The organism is Lachnoclostridium sp. Marseille-P6806, from assembly GCF_964238185.1.
GTDB lineage: Bacteria > Bacillota > Clostridia > Lachnospirales > Lachnospiraceae > Brotaphodocola.
Genome location: NZ_CAXSLG010000001.1, coordinates 137,331 through 152,601 on the forward strand (window position 1 = coordinate 137,331; position 15,271 = coordinate 152,601).

At 47.0% G+C, this 15,271-nt stretch carries 13 protein-coding genes and 1 pseudogene; 3 read left to right on the forward strand and 11 right to left on the reverse strand.

The genetic code is table 11. The features are described 5' to 3' along the window. Positions 1–79 precede the first annotated feature (79 nt). From ACESON_RS00575 to ACESON_RS00585, 3 genes are all read right to left on the reverse strand, one after another. Positions 80–991, reverse strand: coding sequence for an MBL fold metallo-hydrolase (locus ACESON_RS00575; RefSeq protein WP_373107934.1), 912 nt, complete (start codon positions 989–991; stop codon positions 80–82). Positions 992–1,051: 60 nt separating this feature from the next. Continuing rightward, positions 1,052–2,008: a LysR family transcriptional regulator gene (locus tag ACESON_RS00580; RefSeq protein WP_373107936.1), complete on the reverse strand. Its 957-nt coding sequence runs from the start codon at positions 2,006–2,008 to the stop codon at positions 1,052–1,054. A 216-nt stretch (positions 2,009–2,224) separates the two neighbouring features. Then, on the reverse strand, positions 2,225–3,541 hold the full coding sequence (locus tag ACESON_RS00585; protein WP_373107939.1) for an aminotransferase class I/II-fold pyridoxal phosphate-dependent enzyme: 1,317 nt from the start codon (positions 3,539–3,541) through the stop codon (positions 2,225–2,227). Positions 3,542–3,817: 276 nt separating this feature from the next. Between ACESON_RS00585 and ACESON_RS00590 the strand changes: the two genes are divergently transcribed. Together ACESON_RS00590 and ACESON_RS00595 are read left to right on the forward strand one after the other, a co-directional pair. After that, positions 3,818–5,191, forward strand: a complete 1,374-nt coding sequence (locus ACESON_RS00590) for an MATE family efflux transporter (RefSeq protein WP_373107941.1) — start codon at positions 3,818–3,820, stop codon at positions 5,189–5,191. Positions 5,192–5,245: 54 nt separating this feature from the next. After that, the gene (locus ACESON_RS00595; protein WP_373107943.1) at positions 5,246–5,803 is read left to right on the forward strand and encodes a manganese efflux pump MntP family protein; all 558 of its coding nucleotides are present in this window, start codon (positions 5,246–5,248) and stop codon (positions 5,801–5,803) included. A gap of 16 nt (positions 5,804–5,819) precedes the next feature. Here ACESON_RS00595 and ACESON_RS00600 read toward each other — a convergent pair whose 3' ends face one another. The 5 genes from ACESON_RS00600 to ACESON_RS00620 all read right to left on the reverse strand — a co-directional run bounded on the left by ACESON_RS00600 (position 5,820) and on the right by ACESON_RS00620 (position 9,553). Continuing rightward, positions 5,820–6,635 carry a histidinol-phosphatase HisJ family protein gene (locus ACESON_RS00600; protein ID WP_373107944.1) on the reverse strand — a complete coding sequence of 272 codons (816 nt, stop codon included), beginning with the start codon at positions 6,633–6,635 and terminating at the stop codon, positions 5,820–5,822. Between the two features lie 62 nt (positions 6,636–6,697). After that, positions 6,698–7,408, reverse strand: a complete 711-nt coding sequence (locus ACESON_RS00605) for a hypothetical protein (protein WP_373107945.1) — start codon at positions 7,406–7,408, stop codon at positions 6,698–6,700. Beyond that, entirely contained in the window at positions 7,401–8,387 is a 987-nt protein-coding gene (locus ACESON_RS00610) for a DUF1700 domain-containing protein (protein ID WP_373107947.1), read from the reverse strand. Before ACESON_RS00610 ends, ACESON_RS00605 begins: the two co-directional genes overlap by 8 nt. Continuing rightward, complete coding sequence (locus tag ACESON_RS00615) at positions 8,380–8,700, reverse strand: PadR family transcriptional regulator (protein ID WP_373107950.1); 321 nt, start codon at positions 8,698–8,700, stop codon at positions 8,380–8,382. Before ACESON_RS00615 ends, ACESON_RS00610 begins: the two co-directional genes overlap by 8 nt. A 184-nt stretch (positions 8,701–8,884) precedes the next feature. Continuing rightward, the gene (locus ACESON_RS00620; RefSeq protein WP_373107951.1) at positions 8,885–9,553 is read right to left on the reverse strand and encodes a hypothetical protein; all 669 of its coding nucleotides are present in this window, start codon (positions 9,551–9,553) and stop codon (positions 8,885–8,887) included. A 196-nt stretch (positions 9,554–9,749) separates the two neighbouring features. On the opposite strand from ACESON_RS00620, the gene ACESON_RS00625 reads away from it, so the two are divergent. Next, on the forward strand, positions 9,750–10,880 hold the full coding sequence (locus ACESON_RS00625; protein ID WP_373107953.1) for a DUF362 domain-containing protein: 1,131 nt from the start codon (positions 9,750–9,752) through the stop codon (positions 10,878–10,880). Positions 10,881–11,008: 128 nt separating this feature from the next. Here ACESON_RS00625 and malQ read toward each other — a convergent pair whose 3' ends face one another. The 3 genes and pseudogenes from malQ to ACESON_RS00640 all read right to left on the reverse strand — a co-directional run. After that, positions 11,009–12,511, reverse strand: a complete 1,503-nt coding sequence (gene malQ, locus ACESON_RS00630) for a 4-alpha-glucanotransferase (protein ID WP_373107956.1) — start codon at positions 12,509–12,511, stop codon at positions 11,009–11,011. After that, a complete protein-coding gene (locus tag ACESON_RS00635; RefSeq protein WP_373107958.1) occupies positions 12,508–13,386 on the reverse strand; it encodes an endonuclease/exonuclease/phosphatase family protein in 879 nt (292 codons plus the stop codon). The genes malQ and ACESON_RS00635 overlap by 4 nt, the downstream gene beginning before the upstream one ends. A 16-nt stretch (positions 13,387–13,402) precedes the next feature. After that, positions 13,403–15,076: pseudogene (locus ACESON_RS00640) on the reverse strand (PTS transporter subunit IIBC); the annotation flags it as partial. Between the last annotated feature and the right edge of the window lie 195 nt (positions 15,077–15,271).

Consider the following 15,271-nt stretch of genomic DNA (forward strand, 5'->3'; position numbering starts at 1 on the left):
CCCCAAAAAAAGCGCAAAAAAAGAAAGCCCTGCCAAAACTGCTTCTCCAGGTACAGTTCTTCTTTTGTATAAAACGATTCTATTCTGCCAGAATCGATGTACAGATCTGATACCAGCGATAAGGTTCCGGATTGAATGTCCTGCCGGAACAGTTTCTGGAAATCAGAATCTCATTTACCTTTCTCATATATTCATTCAGATCCTCCCCTGATGCCCTTGCATTGTTATGATGAAGAGGAAGCATCAGCTGAGCCCCCATTTGCTCAATCATATCTGCATACTGTTCCGGTGTGTAGCTCCTGATCCGGTGACGCAGCATCAGATTTGGCCGTTCCTTCTGCACATGCTGCAGATGCTCTTCAAAATCCCTGCCTGCACTAAAGTCGATCCGATAGTTATTTTTTGTCTCAATCAAGTAGTTAAAATTATACATGGAACCTAAAGGCCCTAAATTACTGGGGCATGAAATTCCAAATCCCTCTGAACCATCGTAAAGGCTTCTGGGATCACTGGGCCTCTGGAATTTTCCCTCTCGGAATGCCCGGTTATCATGAGCCCCAGGATAAACCTTCAGCGTAAAATCATCAAAATAATAGGTGTTTCCAGGATACAGCGGATAAATCGCCCCATACGGAATATCGTAGGCCTTGGCTACCTCCATAGCACATTCTGCCGGAACAAGGACACGTCCATAAAAACGATTCCAAAGTTCTCCCACCAGATTACTGTGATCCCCATGAACATGATTCAGCAAAATATAATCTGCTCCTGTAAAATCTTCTGCTGAAAATCCACGTTGGGCATAGATTTCCTTTTCCAGCTTCTGGTTTCTGGTCAGCTCTGTCATTCCATCAAAATGACTGGCATCCCAATAAAAAGGATCTGTTACCAGTACCTTGCCTCCCGGCAATACCATCTCGTAACACTGCACAGAAATCCATCTCAATCTTAAAGCCTGAGAAATCATTTCCTCTGCATATGGCTCTGCCATCACATTCCCTCCTTCTTTTGTTTCACTTCTGTTAAATTCAGTATAACACAGGAATATACATTACTCAAATTCATTATTGTCAAATAATAATTCCTTTGCGGAATTATCCATCGTCTGTCCAGAAGACTGAAGAATTAGCAGCATCAGATACTTCATAGCCGCAGACAGATTTTTGTCACTGCGGAACACCATCATAACTGTCTGCTCCATAAGTTCCACCTTTTTTAAGGAGAGATAGCGGATTTTTTTCTTGCCAACAGGCACGGACATAAACATCGCTGCCCCCAGACCGCATTCCACTGCATCCATCAGACTTCGAACATCACTCACCTGCAGAACCATCTTCGGATTTAACCCATACCGTTCACAAAGTTCCTTTGTCAGCACTCCGGAATTTGTAGATACAGGCAAGGTTACCATGTCTATGCCATTTAAGTATTCCGGTTCAATCACCGGATAGCTGCAGTTCTCATCTTCATAAGCTTTTTCAAGCAGTGGAGAGCCCTCTGGCACAGCCACTACCAGCTGGCTTTTTCCCATAGGCAGATATGTATATCCTGGAAGCCGCTCCACATTGGTCACCAGCACCAGATCTTGTTCATTATTTTGCAGACCCATCATCAGCTTTCTGCTGGTCTCTCCCTTTGCATAAATCATAATCTCTGGGTATCTCTTATAAAATTCAGGAAAAATATTTTCCACCATTTCACTGGTTCGCCCCATACTGAAGCCAAAACGGATTCTGGATTTTTCCATTACAGACTGACGCTGCAGCTGTTCTGCCAGCTGATGATCCATGTTCATAATTGCCCGCCCAATCTCCACATATCGCTGTCCGGCTTCTGTCAGAAGGAACTGCTTTCCCTTCCGGACAAACAGCTCCATTCCCAGCTTTTGTTCTGTACGCTGAAGAAATTTTGTTAAAGCAGACTGAGTTATAAACAGGTGATCTGCTGCTTTAGAAATTCCCCCTTTTTCTGCAATCGCCACAATATACTCATAATCCCGAATATCCATTATCCATCTCCTTTTTCTGTCAGGCTCATCCCTCCGCGCCTCCCTCCTAAGGCAGGCTCTGTCTTCTGTCAGTATAACGTAAAAATGCCCTCTTTGAAAGAATAGATTCTTCATCCCCTCTTCCAAAAAAGGCATTCTCTGTTATTTTCTGTATTTTGTCTGCGTATCCCTCTGCTCCTGCCTGTGCTTTTACCTGCACTTTTGCTTTGCTTCTGCTTACGCCTCTGCTTTCACTTCTTCGCCGCTTCTCCGGTTCTCCAGAATCTTGTCAATGCTGACAATCTTCACGCACAGGGAAAACAGCTCCATAGCCAGCTCCAAATCTGCTAACGGCGGATAAGAAGGCGCGATTCTGATATTGCTGTCATGAGGATCCTTTCCATATGGATAGGTTGCGCCTGCGCTGGTCATCACCAGTCCTGCCTTTTTGCAGCGGGCAACAATGGCCTTGGCACAGCCGTCCAGAGAATCAAAGGAGATAAAATATCCTCCCTTTGGCTCTGTCCATGTTCCAATATTCAGTCCTCCCAGCTCCTGTTCCAGAATCCGGATCACCGCCTCAAATTTAGGACGCATCACATCTGCATGGAGGCGCATATGCTCCACCATACCGTGTATATCTTTAAAATAGCGAACATGACGCAGCTGATTTACCTTATCATGTCCAATGGTCTGGAACTTTAACTGCTTTTCAATATCTTCCAGATTATTCCGGGAAGCTGCAATCGCTGCAATTCCGGAACCCGGGAAGCTGATTTTTGATGTAGATGAGAATTTGTAAACCATATCCGGATTTCCTGCACGCTTACACTCAGCCAGAATCTCAATCAGGTGATCCTGATCGTGATCGTACAGATGATGAAGTCCATAAGCATTATCCCAGTAAATACGGAAATCAGGCGCTGCCGGCTTCAGACGTGCCATACGGCGTACAGTCTCATCAGAATAGCTGTTTCCGGTCGGATTGGAATATTTGGGTACACACCAGATTCCCTTAATGCTTTCATCCTCAGCCACCATCTTTTCTACCAGATCCATATCCGGACCATTTCCAAGAAGCGGCACATTGATCATCTCAATGCCAAAATACTCTGTAATTGCAAAATGGCGGTCATAGCCCGGTACGGGACAGAGGAACTTTACCTTGTCCAGCTTGCACCAGGGAGTGCTTCCCATCACGCCGTGAGTCATAGAACGTGATACGGTATCAAACATAACATTCAGGCTGGAGTTCCCATAAATAATAATATTCTCAGGGGATACCTCCATCATATCTCCAATCAGCTCTTTCGCTTCCTTGATACCTGTCAGCACACCGTAGTTACGGCAGTCTGTGCCATCCTCACAGGTCAGGTCGTCATTGCTGCTTAGAACATCCATCATTCCCATAGACAGATCCAGCTGCTCTACACTGGGCTTGCCCCGGGACATATCCAGTCTCAAATCCTTACCCTGATATTCCTTATACTGTGCAGACAGCTGCTTTCTGAGTGCCTGCAGTTCTTCATTGCTCATCTCTGCGTATGGCTGCATCTTTTTCTTCCTCCTCATACGGGTTTCCACCTTCGTTCTCGTTATTCTTCTCGTCACCCTTTACATATATCAGGTTCAGTGATTGATTTTACACGAAATTTTCCTGTTTTACAATCTATTTTTGAAAAAAAAGTGTTTTTCGTAAAAAAACATTTGTCCGCCTCTGTTTTACATGGCGATTTTGGAATTATTTCACAAAGCAATTTCTTTCCTTCCATCTATTGACACATTTCTCAAAAATATAGTAGAATGTGCAGGAAAGAAAGGTGATAAAATATGTCAAGTACAACTATTTCAAGGCAGCCGGAGCAAAATAAAATGGGTACCATGCCCGTTAACCGGCTGCTTATTTCCATGTCCCTGCCCATGATTATTTCCATGCTGGTGCAGGCGCTCTACAATATTATTGACAGCGTGTTTGTGGCGCAGATCAGTGAAGCGGCCCTGGCAGCCGTATCCATGGCCTTCCCTGTTCAGAGTCTGATGATAGCCGTTTCCACCGGTACCTGTGTCGGTGTCAACGCCCTTCTGTCCCGCTCTCTCGGTGAAGGAAAACCAGAAGAAGCCCGTCTTACTGCAGTAAACGGTATTTTCCTGGCAATCCTGGGGGCTTTGTCCTTCCTTCTGTTTGGACTTTTCGGAGCTCATACCTATTTTTCCAGCCAGACCTCCGATCCGCTTATTATCGAATACGGTACACAGTATCTGGAAATCTGTACGGTGTTCTCCTTCGGAATCTTTGGCGAAATCATCCTGGAGCGAATTCTTCAGTCTACCGGACGAACCATCTACAATATGTACTCTCAAGGCGCAGGAGCAATTATCAATATCGTTCTGGATCCCATTATGATATTTGGTCTGTTTGGATGTCCGGCTATGGGAATCAGCGGCGCTGCAGCTGCAACCGTTATCGGCCAGATTGTTGCCATGTTCCTGGCGCTGTATTTCAATTTAAAGAAAAACCATGATGTCAGCATTGACATGCGCGGCTTCCGTCCTAATGCGAGGATCATCCGGATTATTTACTCTGTCGGACTTCCGTCTATTATTATGCAGTCCATTACCTCTGTCATGACCTACGGAATGAATCTGATTCTTATCAGCTTTTCCGCTACCGCTGTAACCGTTCTTGGTATTTATTTCAAGCTGCAGAGTTTTATCTTCATGCCGATTTTCGGCCTGAACAATGGCATGATTCCGATTATCGCATACAATTACGGCTCCCGCAGCAAAAAAAGAATTATGGATACAGCCAAGTTAAGCATAGCCATTGCTATCGGCATTATGCTTCTGGGACTGGTTATTTTCCAGGTATTCACCCCTCAGCTTCTCATGCTTTTCAATGCGTCAGACAGTCTGCTGGAAATAGGGATTCCTGCCCTACGCACCATCAGCCTCAGCTTCCTGTTTGCCGGCTACTGCATCATTACCGGTTCCGTATTTCAGGCTCTGGGAAACGGTGTATACAGCCTGATTATTTCTGTTGCAAGACAGCTTCTCTGCATTCTGCCCCTGGCCTACATTTTTTCTCATGTCTGGGGACTTCATGCAGTATGGTTTGCCTTCCCCATGGCAGAGATTATTTCCACCCTGCTGACATCGATTCTGTTCAAACGGATTTATAACAAAAAAATCAAGGTTCTGGAATAATGTAGTAACAGTTCTGTTACATAATATATAGCAATTCAGAACGGAGGGATTTACATGTCACTAATTGAACTTTTCATCATTGCCGTAGGACTTTCTATGGACGCCTTTGCTGTCTCAATCTGCAAGGGACTGTCCATGCGAACTATGAGCCTGAAAAATGCTGTGATTGTAGGCCTTTATTTCGGCGGTTTTCAGGGACTGATGCCGCTGATTGGCTATTTTCTTGGCATTCATTTCCAGCAGGCCATCACTTCCTATGACCACTGGATTGCCTTTATTCTTCTGGGAATCATCGGAATCAGCATGATACGGGAGGCTCTGTCTGGAGAAGAAGAGTCCTGCAATGCCTCTCTGGCCATTGGCGATATGCTGGTTCTGGCTGTTGCCACCAGCATTGATGCCCTGGCCGTTGGCGTTACCTTTGCATTTCTTCAGGTAGAAATTCTTCCGGCTATCTCCTTTATCGGATGTACTACATTTCTCCTGTCTGGAATCGGTGTAAAAGTAGGAACCGTTTTCGGATGCCGATATAAGGCAAAAGCTGAGATTTTTGGCGGAACTGTTCTGATTCTTATGGGCTGTAAAATATTAATCGAGCATCTGTTTTTCTGACAGATGCCCGATTTTTTTACAACGCTATCTCTCGAAAACCTCCCCCCGGCTTCAATACACTTACCCGGCGGAATCCGCAGTCCCAGGCAAGCTTCTGCGCCAGTTCAAAGCTGCCGCAGATATGCTCTGTGCTGTGACTGTCAGAATTAATGATAATCCGTCCCCCCATCTGACAAAGCTCCCGCAGAAGAACCGACGACGGATAGGGTACTGTTCTGTATTTCCGTCCTATAGCCCCGGTATTGATTTCAAAGGGGACCTCTGCCTGCTGCAGATATTTCATAGCTGCCAGAGCCGGCTCCAGATAGGCATCGCTGGTTTCATCAAAATACTTTCCGCCCTCGTTAAATTTTGTCAGCAGATCAAAATGTCCAATCCAGGTACACCTGGTTCTGTCCCATACCGTAGCCTCCAGCTCGTAGTAATCACGGATAAAGGCGTACCAGTCGCCTTTCCAGAGACGCTCTACTGCCTCTGTCAGCTTCTCCTCCGTATCATCTACGGAAATATATTCTCCGTTTTTCTTTACGCAGTGGGCAGAGCCTATGGAATACTCTGCCTTTTGAACCGGTCCCAGGCAGTCCAGTTCGATTCCAATATAAAGATTCATTCTCCCCCTGTATTCGTCACGAAGCTGCTCCAATTCTCTCTGGTATTCCTCCAGAATTCTGTCATTCATTCCAAAGCCAGGCTCACAAAAGGAATAATCTCCGTGTCCAGAGATACCGAAGTCCGTCAGTCCTTTCCGAAAAGCGGACTCTACCATCTGGCGCGGTGTGTTTTTTCCATCGCAGAAGGTTGTATGCGTGTGGAAATCTGCTCTCAGATTCATAATTTTTCTCCTTTCGATGCCAGCGGTCTATGTACTCCTGCCGCCTTCTCCCCTTTATCCGGTTATTCCTGAAAATCAAAAATCACATAAGACTCTGTAGCGGGATTTACCTTGATTGTAATTTCCTTAATATGGGGAACCTGATACCCAGCAATTTTGCCGTCCTTCAAATCAGCAAGAATCTGATCCTTGGCTTCCATCCAGATTCCCATATCGCCCTGATACCATGTTTCCAGAAGAAGATCTCCCTGAATTTGCGGCTTCAAGATTTCTGAACTTTCTTTCTCTTCTCCAGTCTCTTCCTCCTTCGCCACAGTTTCTTCTATTTCACTCTCTTCTGTCTCAGCTGTTTCTGTTTCGCTTTCCTCTGTCGCAGCCGCTTCTGTCTCAGCTATTTCTGCTTCGCTCTCCCCTGTCACAATCTCTTCACTAAAAATCTCTTCCGCTTTCCCAGGCCGGAATATCAGCTCCGGCTCTATGGTTTCCGGCAGGTAGGTGATCTCATAGCGGATCACATTTTCCGGAACTGAGTCATCAGTCTGAACCTCTGCTGTTTTCCGACCCCCGTACCAGGAGGGATGAAGGCGAATTGCCCCAAGCTCCGGATCAAATGTATAGTCAAAATTCTCTGTTACCAGTTCCTCTTCTCCAAGGGTTCTCTCTCCCAAATAAGTCAGAGAGGAATACTCTCCTATGGCTGTCCCCGCTCCAACACCGCAGATAAGAACACCGGTCAGAAAGCTTCCCAAAAGAATCTTCTGTATCTTACGCATGATCTTCCTCCCCTTCCCAGCTGCAGTCCCTATACAGGCTGAGCTCCGTTTCTCTTGTTCCCGTTTCCAAAAGATTTCTGGATGTTCTCTTTCGCCATATAAAGCTCAGTCCCAGTCCTGCTGCAGAAAACAGACTTACATTCAGCCCCAAAAGCCCCAGGGTAATTCCAGCCATAGGATACCCTTGAGCCAGCAACACTGCCAGCATACCCAGACCAAAAAGAGTTCCGATACCGGCTGCTGCACATAAAGCTGCAAAGAAAATCCAGCCGCAGTTCCAGACAATACGGGCACAGGCAAAAGCAATCTGTGTGCCATGTCTTATGCACCAGGAGAGACCTGACCAAAGACGTCCGCCCCAGTCAAGCGCCAGATGCCATCCGGCACGCAAAAGGCGTCCCGCCGTTCTCCAGCCCCATTTGAAACATGAAACTATAAAATATCGCAGCCTCTCAGCGCCCCTGCCAAAGGCCTTCCAAATCATCTCAAGACGGGACCCTCCGGGAAACCTTCCAGCGCCAGATAGATTTCCGCCCCTCTCTGCTTTATCCTCCGTGGTTTCCTCTCCATATTCCTTTTCTCCAGTTTTCTTTCCTGCAAAGCTGCGGAAGCAGTCTCCTGCTTTTCTTCCCTGATTTGCACAAAAATTCCGAAAGCTTACTCCCGCCTTCCGAATATCCGGTCCCCGTTTCACAGCTTCCCCGGAGCTTCCCTTCTCTGCTCCCATCAGGGTGTACCGCTTCTTCCCAGTGTCTTCCCGAACCGACGCGTAATCTCTCCGTACATGATAGGCCTCCAGAATCTCTGCAGTCAGCTCCTTTAAATTTCCAAAATCTGCAATTGCTTCCTCCTCAGTCAGCCCTCTCTGCACCTTCATATCAATATGCTGTTCATATTCTTCCATAATGTCACGCAGCTCTTCCTCCTGAAGAACGGAAAGAGCCTGTTCCAGCTCGCTGATAAATGTCTTCTTATCCATGCCTGCACTCCTTTAAAAACGCTCCAACCTTTTCTGTCAGCTGATTCCACTCCTGCTCCAGGCTGTCCCTGTAAAGAACGCCTGCTGCCGTCAGGTGATAATATTTTCTCGGCGGCCCTTCTGTCGATTCCCGCAGATAGGTTTCAAAATAGTGTTCATTGGTCATCCTCTTTAAAAGCGGATAAATCGTGCCTTCATTCACATCCACGACCTTCGAAACCTCTTCCACCAGTTCATAGCCATACATATCCTTCTGACGGACTGACTCCAGTACAATCAGCTCCAGAACTCCCTTTTTCAACTGTGCGTTCATCTGCGTACCATGTCCTTCCTGAGTATCCTTATTCTTATAATACTATATTATACCAGCTACTATGTATTGTCAAGTACTGGACAAAAAAGAATGTGCCCAGATATCAATTCAGCCATGCATACCGAGGCACATTTGCACCGGGATGGGGCTGCGTCAGCAGCCACCTTCCACAAGCGCCTTTTTCCTATTCGTTAAACAGAACCAGCTTCTGTCCCACATTCTCTGCATTGCTCCAGATCAACAGCTCCCGTCCCTCTGCTACATCCGGCAGATACACCATCTGGCGGGTCAGATATGGAATCACCGGGCACTCTCCCGGAATCTGGTAAGTGGTTCCCTCACTGGAAACCAGAGTCCAGCTGGTATCCTCATTCCAGGTCATGGAATCTACGGTAATATACTCCGGCGCCTTAAAATCTGCCGGAATTCCTGCAAGAATCATCTCTGCAGTAGTCTGCGGCGGAAGACTCAATGTCATAGCCGGTCCAATGTAGGCATAAATGGTATCTCCCACATGGATATCAGAAAGGCCCACGGGAAGACCGTCCACTGCTCCCAGTACCTTTGTCACCTCATCTGAAATATGAAGCACCATCTCACCTTCAAAGGAAACACCAGACTGATTGTTCAGAACGATTCTGTTCTCTTCCACTGATGTCACGGTTCCCCAGATGCGGATCCTCTCCGGAGCGGTCATCTCTTCCTCACCGGCCGGTCCTCCGGCATTCAGCTCCACTGCGGAACTGCCCACGGTCAGGGTTTGGGACTGGGCAAATGCGCAGATACTTCCTGCTGCTGTCAATAATCCTATCATGCAAACTGCTGCAGCTGCTTTTTTTGTCTCTCTTCTCATCTTGATATCGCTCCTTTCTCTATGCCCACAGTATAGCAAAACCGCCCTCTAATTACTATTGAAATTTACAGAATTTTCTCTTACAGATTTATTACCGGAATGAAAACTGTGATTGATATTTTTTCTCATTTGTAATAAAATTTAGTACAGTTAATTTTTTCCAAAGACATTACTGATAAGCAAAGGAGCTTTTACTATGGAAAAATCAAAAGTTTATTTTACCAATTTCCGCACTGTTGCCTTCGGTGACGGACTTCCAACCAAATTAAAAAAGCTTATTAAAAAAGCCGGAATTGAGCAGATCGATATGGATGGCAAATTTGTTGCCATTAAGATGCATTTTGGAGAACTGGGCAATATCAGCTATCTCCGTCCCAACTACGCCAAGGCTGTTGCTGACGTTGTCAAGGAGCTGGGCGGAAAGCCCTTCCTGACAGACTGCAACACCATGTATCCCGGCAGCCGCAAAAACGCGCTGGAGCACCTGGAATGTGCCTGGGAGAACGGCTTTACTCCCCTTTCTGTAGGCTGTCCTATTCTCATTGGAGACGGCTTAAAGGGAACTGATGATATTGATGTTCCTGTAAACGGCGGCGAATATGTAAAAAATGCCAAAATCGGCCGTGCTGTTATGGATGCAGATGTATTTATCAGCCTGACCCATTTTAAGGGCCATGAAATGACCGGCTTCGGCGGCGCCATCAAAAACATCGGAATGGGCTGCGGCTCCCGTGCCGGTAAGACCGAGCAGCACTGCAGCGGAAAGCCCCATATTGAAGAGCCTATGTGCCGCGGATGCCGTAAGTGCCAGAAGGAATGCGCCAACGGCGGCCTGATTTTTGATGAAGCTTCCCGGAAAATGCACGTAGATCAGGAACACTGCGTTGGCTGCGGACGTTGTCTGGGCGCCTGCAATTTCGACGCCATTGTTTTTGACAGCGATGATGCCGTAGAGCTTTTAAATTACCGCATGGCAGAGTATGCCAAGGCTGTTGTAGACGGACGCCCCTGCTTCCATATTTCTCTGGTAGTAGATGTCTCCCCCAACTGCGACTGCCACGGAGAAAACGATGCGCCGATTCTCCCCAACCTGGGAATGTTTGCCTCCTTTGATCCCCTGGCTCTGGATCAGGCCTGTGCCGATGCCTGTCTGGCCGCAGACCCCATGCCGGGAAGCCAGCTCTCCGATCATCTGGCTGATCCTCATTTCCACGATCACCACGATCATTTCAAAAACTCCACGCCGGAGTCTGAATGGAAATCCTGTCTGGAGCATGCAGAAAAGATTGGTCTGGGAAGCCGCGACTATGAATTGATTGTTATGTAAATTTTTCCCTCCGGCCTGGCTGGAGAACCAAAAAAGGAGCGGGAGCAAACCATTTTTCCATCTGGTTTGCTCTCACCCCGCTTTCAGTTTTTCTGCTTTATTTCCTTCAGGGCAGATTGCCCCTTCTTTTAGTTCCAGTTCATCCTGCCGTAGCGCAGAGTCACAGCATAAATATCCTTCTGCAGTTCCTCAGTTAAATCCCCGTCTCTCAGACGCCATTTCCAGTTGATTCCCACCGTAGAAGGCTGATTCATCCGGCACCGGTTATCCAGCCCCATATAATCCTGCATCGGCACCATGCACAGCTGTGCGCGGCTTCGCATAATCAGGCTGATAAAGGAACGGGGAAGCCGTTTCCCAGGCGTTGCATAATCACAGAGATAATCCCGCGCCAGCCGCTGTTCCTCCGAAGTGATATTCTTCCACCAGCCGGCCAGAGTCTCATTGTCATGGGTTCCCGTATAAGCCACAGAATTCTCTGTATAATTGTGAGGAAGGTAATCATTGGCACATCCCGAATCCCTGGAATCAAAGGCAAACTCCAGAACCTTCATTCCAGGAAAACCACTTTCCTGCACCAGACGGCGAACCGAATCTGTCACATATCCCAGATCCTCTGCAATTACCTGCTTCTCTCCCAGGGCCTGCTTCACCGCTTCAAACAGTCCAATTCCCGGCCCCTTTTCCCAGTGTCCATTCACAGCCGATTCTTCGCCAAAGGGAATTGAATAATACTCGTCAAAGCCGCGAAAATGATCAATCCGCACCACATCGTAAAGATGAAAGCAATAGCCAAGCCTGGATATCCACCACTGATACCCTGTATTTCTGTGATAATCCCATCGGTAAAGAGGATTTCCCCACAGCTGCCCATCTGCAGAAAATCCATCCGGCGGACAGCCTGCCACTGCGATCGGCAGGTTATTTTCATCCAACTGAAACAGCTCCGGATGAGCCCAGGTGTCTGCGCTGTCCATAGCCACATAAATCGGAATATCTCCAATCAGCTGAATCCCCTGGCTGTTGGCGTATTGTTTCAATTGCATCCACTGTTCATAAAATTTAAATTGAAGATACTGTTGAAATTCTATATCAAAATATAATTCCCGCCGATAATAATCCATGGCATTATTCCACCGCAAGCGGATATCCTCCGCCCACTCAGTCCAGGGAATTCCCCCAAACCGCTCCTTAACTGCCATAAACAGGGCATAATCTGCCAACCACCAGGCATTTTCTTCTACAAAGCTTTGATAGTCCTGATTCTGGCTGATATTGCTGCGCTCATAGGCCTTTCTCAACAGAGGATATCGTCCCAGATACATCTTCTCATAATCCACGCTGTCCTCACGTTTCCCAAAATCCACAGCGCTGCATTCCTCCTCTGTCAGCACCCCTTCCTCAATCAGCGCCTCCAGACTGATAAAATAGGGATTTCCAGCAAAGGTGGAAAAAGACTGATAGGGGGAATCCCCGTAGCTGGTCGGCCCCAGGGGAAGAATCTGCCAGAAGCTCTGTCCCGCCCCCTTCAGCCAGTCAATAAACATAAACGCGCTTTTTGAAAAACATCCAATTCCATACCTAGAAGGCAGACTGGTAATTGGCAATAAGATTCCTGCTGATCGGTTCATTCTCCATCCTCCCCATTCTCTGTCTCAATGATTACTCCATAATGATCGGAAACCACCGGTTCTCCCTTTCCGCTGCAGATTACCCGACTTTCCGCCACTTGAACAGGGCGGCTGCAGAACAGATAATCCAGGCGCATCCCTGTTTCCTTTTTTTCAGCGTCGGAAGGCTTTCTTTCCCTCCACCCGTCAATCTCCAGACAAGCCGTGATTCCTTCGTCCTTTTTTGCTGCCCTGGCATAGCTGTCCTTCCATCCGCTGCAGCACACCAGGTCATATCCCTGACCGCGAACCTCTGCAGGGCTGTTAAAATCCCCCATCAGCCAGACCGTATGCTTCTTTTTCCCCGTTTTCTCCAGGGTTTCATTCAGCAATGTCCACTGGTTCAAAAAAGATTCCTCTCTGTCATCCCACCAGCCCATATGTACGGTGTAAAACCAGGTATGCTTCATGGCTTCTGTCCGGATTCCCAGAACCTTTCTTGTTTTCCAGTTCTGATAATCCTGGCTGCGGCTGATAAAAAACTGATCGGTTTCTGCAATAGGCGTCCTGCTAAAAAGCGCCAAACCTTCATCATAGAATCCGTATCCAACCTTTGCCCCTATCCAGGTCCAGGAGCAGCCAAAGCCCCGCTCCTTTAAAAGACCGGCAAGTTTGGCTGCATAATTACCTCGCCGCACCGGCATAGATACCTCCCGGCACCGGACAAAGCCCTCCAGCTCTTCATCCGGCCACACAGCCTCTGACATGAGCTGGCTAACCTCCTGAAGTGCCAGAATATCCGGCTTTTCCCTGGCTGCCACATCTGCAAATTCCACAAGCTTCCTCTCATAATCCTTTTCTACAAGACTATGGACATTCATGGTCATCAGCTTCATAATTTCAGACCTTTCTTTACAAAATATCATTAATATCCGATTTTAACACATCTGCCTTGGGTCCGTAAACTGCCTGAATTCCGTTGTCCTTCCGAATCAATCCCAGGGCCCCCTCTGCCTTCCATGCCGGAAGCTCCGCCACTCTGGACAAATCCTTTACAGTTACTCGAAGCCTTGTCATACAGGCGTCAACTAAAACAATATTCTCACGGCCTCCTAAGAGCCCAATGATCCGTTCTGCCTGACTCTGACTCTTTTTGCTTCCATCCTCAGCATTTGATGCCTCCTTTTGTGCCGCATCTGCAAAAGAACTCTGTCCTGCGTCCTCCTCTCCATTTTCATCTGTGTAATTTCCCAGACGTCCCGGAGTGGCAAAACGGAATTTTCCAATCATCACATAAGCTACAAAATACCCGACTGCAAAAAATACGATGACACAAATAACAAAGTGAATCAAATCACCTGCAAGACCAGCCTTTAAAGACATGGGAATTCTTGTGATAAATTCCAGATTTCCAAAGGAGTGAAGCCTCAGATCCACAATTCCCGCCATTGCGAAGGCACAGCCCTGCAGAACCGCATAAACGATATACAGCGGCAGCGCGCAGAACATAAACATAAATTCCAGCGGCTCTGTTACACCAGTTAAAAATACAGCCAGCACTGTAGATACAAACATGGAACGGTAATTCTGCCGTTTATCCGGCTCTACTCTCCGATACATAGCCAGGGCAATCCCCAGTAAAAGCCCCGTAGCTCCAATCATCTGTCCCACTTTAAACCGGGCAGGTGTTACCGTTGTCAGAAGATTTGTATAGGCTGCCATGTCCCCTGCATCTTTAAAATTAATCAAATCTGTTACCCATGCCAGCCAGAGCGGATCCTGTCCAAATACCTGAGTTCCTGCATTGATTCCTGTAGCAATGGTATAGGTTCCTCCAAAAGAAGTATAGTTCATGGGAATCGTCAGCATATGATGAAGCCCAAATGGCAGAAGCAGACGTTCCAGAGTTCCATACACAAACGGCGCCAGTACCGGAGAGGTCGAAGAGGAACTGGCAATCCACACGCCAAATGCATTGATTCCAGACTGAACCGCCGGCCAGACTACTGCCAGCACCAGAGAAATCACTACAGACCAGGCAATACAGACCATAGGTACAAACCGCTTTCCATTAAAAAATGCCAGGGCATCCGGAAGCTTGCGGAAATTATAGTACTTATTATAAATGACGCCTCCTGCAAATCCGGAAATAATTCCCACAAACACGCCCATATTTAATGCCGGAGCCCCCAGAACAGAAGTAAAATATCCGTTTACCAGAATTTCCTGGCCGAACAGCGTATGCGTCACCGCCGCCGGATCATTTAACATATCTGCTGTTACGCCAAAGACAGAGCCTGTAATCTGATTAATCAAAATAAAAGAAATCACTGCTGCAAATGCTCCGCCGGCCCGCTCCTTTGCCCAGGAACCGCCAATTGCTACAGCAAACAGAATATGCAGATTGTTAATAACAGCCCATCCGATATTCTCCATTGTGCTTCCCACAGTCAAAAGAAATGACGCATCTGCGCCGGCCATCTGTACAAGCTTGCCCAGACTGATCATCAGTCCCGCCGCCGGCATGACCGCAATCACTGTCATTAATACCTTGCCCAGTTTCTGAAGAAAATCAAAATTAATTTTCCTATGCTTTCCTTCCCTGTTACTCTCCATTGTGAAATCCCCCTTGTTTTCGTTTTGGTGTTGTTTGCATTTGTTTGCATTTTGTTTGCGTATTTTATTGCATTAAATATAGATCTGTTGCACAAAAAATGCAATAGTTTTTTCCTGTTTTTTTCTATTTTCTGCATTTACAACAAATACAGCTCCATATTTTTA

What these genes read in the sequence shown, in the direction of transcription:
- ACESON_RS00575 (WP_373107934.1), bottom strand. Translation starts at nt 991, where the DNA reads ATGGCAGAGCCATATGCAGAGGAAATGATTTCTCAGGCTTTAAGATTG.
- ACESON_RS00580 (WP_373107936.1), bottom strand. Translation starts at nt 2,008, where the DNA reads ATGGATATTCGGGATTATGAGTATATTGTGGCGATTGCAGAAAAAGGG.
- ACESON_RS00585 (WP_373107939.1), bottom strand. Translation starts at nt 3,541, where the DNA reads ATGCAGCCATACGCAGAGATGAGCAATGAAGAACTGCAGGCACTCAGA.
- ACESON_RS00590 (WP_373107941.1), top strand. Translation starts at nt 3,818, where the DNA reads ATGTCAAGTACAACTATTTCAAGGCAGCCGGAGCAAAATAAAATGGGT.
- ACESON_RS00595 (WP_373107943.1), top strand. Translation starts at nt 5,246, where the DNA reads ATGTCACTAATTGAACTTTTCATCATTGCCGTAGGACTTTCTATGGAC.
- ACESON_RS00600 (WP_373107944.1), bottom strand. Translation starts at nt 6,635, where the DNA reads ATGAATCTGAGAGCAGATTTCCACACGCATACAACCTTCTGCGATGGA.
- ACESON_RS00605 (WP_373107945.1), bottom strand. Translation starts at nt 7,408, where the DNA reads ATGCGTAAGATACAGAAGATTCTTTTGGGAAGCTTTCTGACCGGTGTT.
- ACESON_RS00610 (WP_373107947.1), bottom strand. Translation starts at nt 8,387, where the DNA reads ATGGATAAGAAGACATTTATCAGCGAGCTGGAACAGGCTCTTTCCGTT.
- ACESON_RS00615 (WP_373107950.1), bottom strand. Translation starts at nt 8,700, where the DNA reads ATGAACGCACAGTTGAAAAAGGGAGTTCTGGAGCTGATTGTACTGGAG.
- ACESON_RS00620 (WP_373107951.1), bottom strand. Translation starts at nt 9,553, where the DNA reads ATGAGAAGAGAGACAAAAAAAGCAGCTGCAGCAGTTTGCATGATAGGA.
- ACESON_RS00625 (WP_373107953.1), top strand. Translation starts at nt 9,750, where the DNA reads ATGGAAAAATCAAAAGTTTATTTTACCAATTTCCGCACTGTTGCCTTC.
- malQ (WP_373107956.1), bottom strand. Translation starts at nt 12,511, where the DNA reads ATGAACCGATCAGCAGGAATCTTATTGCCAATTACCAGTCTGCCTTCT.
- ACESON_RS00635 (WP_373107958.1), bottom strand. Translation starts at nt 13,386, where the DNA reads ATGAAGCTGATGACCATGAATGTCCATAGTCTTGTAGAAAAGGATTAT.